Raw genomic sequence first — 6,459 nt, 5'->3', positions numbered from 1 at the left:
CTCACCCACGTTGGCATCGAAGAAGGTACTGTCGCTCCCGGATATTCCGACAGCATGCCCCGCCATGATCGTTCTCGTGTTGTCCTCGACCTTCACACGTGCGCCGGACTGCAGCGTCCGCTCTTTCGTGCCCAACACGGTTTCGAGTACAGAGGCGGGCAGCTTCATGTAGAAGGTGTAGATGGCGTGGAACTTCGACCAGTCGACGCCCCGCTCTTTGACGTATTGGCTGAGGCTGACGACGCCGGCAGCATCGTTCGCCACGATCCCTGTGAATTCCTTCTTGTTCTTGTCGACGATCCTGTTCCCCCAGGTCCCGACGTGGTGCTTGATGCTTTCCAAGTCGTCGGTGATGTAGGCCCCGGACTGGACGGCATCGTTGGCAGAGAACTCCTTCTTGCAAAGTCTTTCGATGAAAGGATCGCCATAGGCGGCCATCTTTTTCTCTGACTTTCCAACGTTCAAGCTCTCGTACTTGAACTCCCCTTTCGCCAGCTTGAGGGCCAGCCATTTGAACGTCACCCGGGTACAAATCCCAAGGCTGTCTGATGGGATCAACTTGCTTTGCTCAAACCGCCTTTGAAGCGTCATCATGGTGTTTCTTCCTTGCACAAGAGGCGCAGGGAGCGCGGCGGACGCCGGCCCATGCCTGGTTCACTGCATCAGACCAAGTGTTTGTAGGCGAAGGCGGCACGGCGACTACACGACCAGCGCATGGCCCTTGATCAGCGGTTGGATGATCCGCCCACGGCGTCCCTCACCTCCACCTGCCCCGCCTCCAGATCCAGCTGCGTGCGCAGCAAGATCTCCAGCGGCACAGGCTGCGACCACAGGTGGCCGCGGATTTCGAATTCGATGACGTTGTGGGTGTCCAGCACGCTGTTCGCTTCGATCGCGTGCACCTCGAGCGTGTCGGGCAGGATGCGCGGCTCGTAGCGGATCAGGGTCTGGCGGATCGCCTTTTCGAGCACGCTGACATCGACCTTGGACGCCAGCTGGCCCGACAGCGCGGGCAGGCCGAAGTTCAGCACGCTGTCGGCCAGCACTGGGTAGGACTCGGCCAGCTTGCCCAGCGGCTGCACCGCGTTGAGCAACCAGCCCAGGTCGCGCAGCACCGCCTGGCGCAGCTGCGGTTTGGACATCACGCGCTGGTCTTCAGCCTCTTCGCGTTGCTGAGGGTTGTCGTCGGTCAACCGGTCCAGCAGCGCCGGCTGCAGGCGGTCCCTCAGGTTCGCAGTCACGGCGACCGCAGTTCGATGGTGCGGATGTCGAGCAAGGCGTGCTCGCCTGCTTCGGTGGCGAACACGCGCTGGCCCAGGCCGGCGAATTGCTCAGACCCCAGCGGCTGCCACTCGGTGCGCCGAGCCATCCAGATGCGCTCGTCTTGCAGCACCGTGCTGCCCACGTAACGCGTGGGGATCAGCGCGATCGAGTCGCCGCCGTTCGGGAACTCCAGGTGCGCCGGCGTCCAGACGAGGTCGCGCAGGTCTTGCGGTGGCTCGATCTGCACGCGCCGCAGCGCCGCGAACGGCACCCAGCAGTAGCGGCCGTTGACCACCGCCTCCAGCACCGGGCCCAGGCGCGAATCGGCGTCGCAAATCCACTCGAAGGCCTGGCCGTCCAACACGCCGGCCGTCGGCGGGGCCTGCTCCAGCGCCTGGTCGCGCAGCGCCTGCGCGCCCACCGGATCACCCGACGCCTGGGCCTGCAGCGCCTGCACCAGCAGCGCCACCCATTCGGCCGGCTGCCCCAGCACCATCGGCGTGGTCTTGCCGTTGAACACCGCCTCGCGCGCCAGCTCGCACTGCAGCGCCTCGCGGTAGGTGTGCACCATTGCCAGCGCGGCGTCGTCAAGTTCACCACACAGCTCGAGCTGCGTCGCGGCCCRCTCCCATTGGCCGGCCACGACCATCAGCTGGAACAGCAGGACACGCAGCTCGGCATCGTCGGGCCGTGCCCGAACCTGCGCCTGAGCGGCCGCCAGCGCCTGCGCCGGCTGGCCACCCGACACCATCTCCTTGACCGCGTTCATGTCACTCCCTTGTTGTCATCACCGGCGCCGAGTTTCTGTGTCCTAGCTCAGGTCGTCCGTGAAGCTGTGGCTGGCCCCCATCTGCCCGCTGGCGCTCTGCACCCGGTACTCGGCGGCCACCTTCTGAAAGGCCAGCGTCACTTTTTCAAACGGGTCGCCGTTGGCGTCGGTGTCGATGTCGTAGGCCACCACGCGCGCCTTTTCGAGCGTGATGCAGAAGAAGTCCTCCTGCTCGCCGCCGGCCTTGCGCAACGACAGCTTGGCGCTGCGCACCTCGTCGTTGGTGGCCACGGCACTCATCAAGGCCGTGCTGGCTGTGTCGATCCGCTTGCAGACCACCAGGTGGCGGTAGCTGCGGCGGCCGGTGGACAGCGCGGCAACGGCGTCACCGGCTGCGCCGACACCCCAACTGAAGCCGACCAGGACGATGTCGTCCTGGTGGCCCGCGGCCACCGACTCGCCCTTGGCCTTGCCGGCCCGCTTGAGCGTCAGGTCGAGGTACATGTCGGCGCCAGCCGCTGGGGCCGGCGCCGACACGCTGGGGCTCAACGCCATCGTGCGCTCCGTGTGCTCAGCGGGTTTCGGTGCTGGCGACGTTCCAGCCGAACTTCACCGAACCGCCCAAGGCGCCCTTGTCGTCCTGCGGCTTGTATTCGAACTCGATGTCGGCGTAGCTCAGTGCGACGCTTTCAGAGATCTCGCCACCGCTGCTGGCCGAAGGCGACACGGAGGTGACCAGCACCTGCTTGAGCGTGACCTTCAGGAAGTCGAGCTGGCCCTCGCCGGCCTTGCGGCAGGTGATGATGGCCGAGTCGAAGTGCTTGCCGTTGGCGCAGTTCTTGGCCAGCACCGGCGAAGCCTTGTCGTAGTAGTGCGCGAAAACGAGCTGGCCAGGGATGCCCTTGCCCTTGCCGGAGCCGGTGCCCGCGGCCGCCGTGCTTTCCTGGCGCACGTCCCACGACCAGGCGAGCAGGTCGATCTCGCCCTTGTGGTCCTTGTGGGTGGATTCGCCTTCAACACCGGCGAGCTTGAGGTTGGTGTCGATCGTCATGATGGGTCTCTCCTTGATGGATTCGTGGGATACGTTGGATACGCGGGAATGGGCCCCTGGTGGTGCGAACGGGGCAGGAAACTAACGAGTCACTGACGTGCCTCTACGCTTGCTTTTGTGAAGGCAACTTGGACACCAGGCGCAGCGACACCGTCAGCCCTTCGAGCTGGTAGTGCGGGCGCAGGAAGAACTTGGACGAGTAGTAGCCGGGGTTGCCCGGGATCTCTTCGACAGTCACCTCGGCGGCGGCCAACGGCTTTTGCGACTTGGTGACTTCGGACGAGTTGGCCGGGTCGCCGTCGACGTAGTTCATGATCCATTTGTTCAGCCACTTCTCCATGTCGGCCCGCTCCTTGAACGAGCCCACCTTGTCGCGCACGATGCACTTCAGGTAGTGCGCGAAACGGTTGCAGGCGAACAGGTAAGGCAGCCGCGCCGCCAGGTTGGCGTTGGCGGTGGCGTCGGGGTCGTCGTACTCGAACGGCTTTTGCAGCGACTGCGCACCGATGAAGGCGGCGAAGTCCGAGTTCTTGCGGTGCACCAGCGGCATGAAGCCGTTCTTGGCCAGCTCGGCTTCGCGCCGGTCGCTGATCGCGATCTCGGTCGGGCACTTCATCGCCACGCCGCCTTCGTCGGTAGGGAAGGTGTGGGCCGGCAGGCCCTCGACCGAGCCGCCCGACTCGATGCCGCGGATGCGCGTGCACCAGCCATAGAGCTTRAACGAGCGGTTGATGTTGACCGCCATCGCATAGGCCGAGTTGGCCCAGGTGTAGCTGGCGTGGTCGCCGCCGGCGGTTTCTTCCTCGAAGTTGAACTCTTCGACCGGGCTGGTCTTGGCGCCGTACGGCAGCCGGGCCAGAAAGCGCGGCATCGCCAGGCCGAGGTAGCGCGCATCTTCAGACTCGCGCAGCGACTTCCAGGCCGCGTACTCGGGGGTCGTGAAGATCTTGGTCAGGTCGCGCGGGTTGGCCAGCTCCTGCCACGAGCCCATCTGCATCAGCGACGGGTTGACGGCGGCAATGAACGGCGCATGGGCCGACGCGGCCACCTTGCTCATCTCGCCGAGCAGCTCGACATCGGGCGGGCTGTGGTCGAAGTAGTAGTCGCCGACCAGGCAGCCGAAGGGCTCGCCGCCGAACTGGCCGTACTCTTCCTCGTAGACCTTCTTGAACAGCGGGCTCTGGTCCCAGGCCGTGCCCTTGTAGCGCTTGAGCGTCTTGCCGAGGTCGAGCTTGGTGATGCTCATCACCCGGATCTTCAGCATCTCGTCGGTTTCGGTGTTGTTGACGAGGTGGTGCAGCCCGCGCCAGGCGCTTTCGATCTGCTGGAAGTCGGCGTGGTGCAGGATCTGGTTGACCTGCTGCGACAGCTTCTTGTCGAGCTCGGCGATCATCGCCTCGATCGACATGATCACGTCGGTGCCGATCAGCTGGGTCTGCGACAGCGCCTGCTGCGCGAGGGTCAGCACCGCCGTTTCGACGGCGCTCTTGGCGTCATCGGTCTTCGGCTTGAATTCGCGGTTCAGCAGCGAAGCGAACTCGCCGCCTTCGTACTCGATACCGCTCAGTGCGTTGGGCTGGACAAGGGTTTCTTCGGCCATGGTCGGTCTCCGCGGTGGGCTGGTCGATTACTGGTTTTCGGCGACAGGCTTCGGCACCGCCGCGGCCAGCGACTTCAGCAAGGCCTCGTCCTTGATCACCTTGGCGATCAAGCCTTCAGCGCCGGTCTTGCCGTCCATGTAGGTGATCAGGTTGGCGAGTTGCTGGCGCGCTTCCAGCAGCTGCCGCAGGCCGTCGACCTTGCGCGCCACCGCGGCGGGCGAGAAGTCGTCCATGCTCTCGAAGGTGATGTCGACCATCAGGTTTCCCTCGCCAGTCAGCGTGTTGGGCACCGAGAAGGCCACGCGCGGCTTCATCGCCTTCATGCGGGCGTCGAAGTTGTCGACATCGATGTCGAGGAACTTGCGGTCGGCCACCGGCGGCAGCGGCTCGGTGGGCTTGCCCGACAGGTCGGACAGCACACCCATCACGAAAGGCAGCTGCACCTTCTTCTCGGCGCCGTAGAGCTCGACGTCGTACTCGATCTGCACGCGCGGCGCGCGGTTGCGGGCAATGAATTTCTGGCTGCTGGTTGCCATGGGAGGGCTCCTTCCGTGGGTGGCCTGTGACGTCTGGCCTATTCGTTGCCGATGCCGGCGAGCCGCTCGATCTGGCTGACCCCATCGGGTACCAGGTCGCGGACGATGTCGATGAAGTTCTTGCTCATCAGCCGCTGCGCGCGGCGGATCAGCAGCGGCGCCGGGTGGCTGGGCTCATTGCGCTCGTACCACTCGCACACGCGGGTCAAAGCGCGGATCGCGTCTTCGCGCGAGTTGATGCCGGCCACCGCCACCGCAACGGGTGCAGCGCCGTTGGGTGCGGCCGTTTGTCCGTTCTGGCCTGCCGGCGCAGAGGCCTGCACGGCTTGCCGGCCCGCATCGGCCACGTGCTGCATCAGCTTGCGCAGTGGCGCGAAGTCGGGCCCTTGAGCCGGCGCATGGCGGTCGATCACCGATTCGATGCCCTGCACCGCCGTCAAGCCGGCGTTCCAGGATTCACCCAACGCGGGCGACCGGGTGGCGGCTGCGGCCAGGGCTTCTTCCAGCCCCTGCGCCGTCGGCATGGATTCGCCGGGCAGCGGGTCGGCGCGGCCCGAGGCCAGTTCCACCTGGCGCACGGTCGGGCCACCGCGGGCGCCGGTCAACTCAGCGGCGCGCAAGTCGGCCAGGCCCTCGAAGTGCACCAGCGGCATCAGCGCGTTCAGGCGCGCCGTCGGGTCGTTGTTCTCGCTCGCGTCCAGCTGCGGATGGACGTGGTCCCAGTGCCGCTCGAGCAGGCCTTGCACCAGCTGCAGGCCGCGTACCGCACCAGTCCAGCCGTCGAGCCGGGCACCGCTGCGGGCCAGCCAGACGGCCAATCGCAGATCGCGGGTGCGGCCGGCCAGTTGCAGCGCGGCGTCTTGCACCACCGGCCAGTCGGGCTCCTCGGCGGCGATCACCGTGTCGCCGTATTGCTGCTCAGCGCGGCCGCTGCCTGCCTCCTGCAGCGACAGGAACGCAGGGTCGTATTCCAGGTCGGCGCCGCAGGGGGCGTCACCTGCCAGTGGCGACAGCAGCGACTCCACGTCGAAGTCAGGCATACCCAGTTCCGCACGGTCCTTGTGTTGTGACGGTCACTCTAGGTGTCGACCGCACAGCGCGCAGTAGCCGAAAGTCACTTCGGCTTACGCATTCAACCGCCCGCCAAGTTCAGCCCCTAGGGTCCTGAGTCAGAAATACGTGCCATCGAGATTCGACCAGATGGTGATGATCGTGCGGCCGGGCGGCTGGGCAGATACC

General features: G+C 65.6%; 8 protein-coding genes. All 8 read right to left on the bottom strand.

Features of this window, described 5'->3' with window-relative positions:
• On the bottom strand, positions 1–594 hold a 594-nt coding region (locus AC1DYI_RS23660), incomplete at its 3' end, for a hypothetical protein (RefSeq protein ID WP_477206583.1).
• A 131-nt stretch (positions 595–725) separates the two neighbouring features.
• Entirely contained in the window at positions 726–1,241 is a 516-nt protein-coding gene (tssE, locus tag AC1DYI_RS23655) for a type VI secretion system baseplate subunit TssE (protein ID WP_477206582.1), read from the bottom strand.
• Entirely contained in the window at positions 1,238–2,032 is a 795-nt protein-coding gene (locus AC1DYI_RS23650; protein ID WP_477206581.1) for a type VI secretion system accessory protein TagJ, read from the bottom strand. The genes tssE and AC1DYI_RS23650 overlap by 4 nt, the downstream gene beginning before the upstream one ends.
• A gap of 42 nt (positions 2,033–2,074) precedes the next feature.
• On the bottom strand, positions 2,075–2,587 hold the full coding sequence (locus AC1DYI_RS23645; RefSeq protein ID WP_477206580.1) for an Hcp family type VI secretion system effector: 513 nt from the start codon (positions 2,585–2,587) through the stop codon (positions 2,075–2,077).
• Positions 2,588–2,603: 16 nt separating this feature from the next.
• Entirely contained in the window at positions 2,604–3,083 is a 480-nt protein-coding gene (locus tag AC1DYI_RS23640; protein WP_477206579.1) for an Hcp family type VI secretion system effector, read from the bottom strand.
• 103 nt (positions 3,084–3,186) lie between these two features.
• Positions 3,187–4,683, bottom strand: a complete 1,497-nt coding sequence (gene tssC, locus AC1DYI_RS23635; protein ID WP_477206578.1) for a type VI secretion system contractile sheath large subunit — start codon at positions 4,681–4,683, stop codon at positions 3,187–3,189.
• Between the two features lie 27 nt (positions 4,684–4,710).
• Positions 4,711–5,220 carry a type VI secretion system contractile sheath small subunit gene (gene tssB / locus AC1DYI_RS23630; protein WP_477206577.1) on the bottom strand — a complete coding sequence of 170 codons (510 nt, stop codon included), beginning with the start codon at positions 5,218–5,220 and terminating at the stop codon, positions 4,711–4,713.
• A 38-nt stretch (positions 5,221–5,258) separates the two neighbouring features.
• The gene (tssA, locus tag AC1DYI_RS23625; RefSeq protein WP_477206576.1) at positions 5,259–6,260 is read right to left on the bottom strand and encodes a type VI secretion system protein TssA; all 1,002 of its coding nucleotides are present in this window, start codon (positions 6,258–6,260) and stop codon (positions 5,259–5,261) included.
• Between the last annotated feature and the right edge of the window lie 199 nt (positions 6,261–6,459).

The organism is Ideonella sp. P3_A4 (assembly GCF_056403075.1).
This window is presented reverse-complemented; position numbering and strand designations above follow the sequence as displayed.

Coding starts and splice junctions, on each gene's coding strand:
- AC1DYI_RS23645 (WP_477206580.1), bottom strand. CDS start 2,587: ATGGCGTTGAGCCCCAGCGTGTCGGCGCCGGCCCCAGCGGCTGGCGCC.
- AC1DYI_RS23640 (WP_477206579.1), bottom strand. CDS start 3,083: ATGACGATCGACACCAACCTCAAGCTCGCCGGTGTTGAAGGCGAATCC.
- tssB (WP_477206577.1), bottom strand. CDS start 5,220: ATGGCAACCAGCAGCCAGAAATTCATTGCCCGCAACCGCGCGCCGCGC.
- tssA (WP_477206576.1), bottom strand. CDS start 6,260: ATGCCTGACTTCGACGTGGAGTCGCTGCTGTCGCCACTGGCAGGTGAC.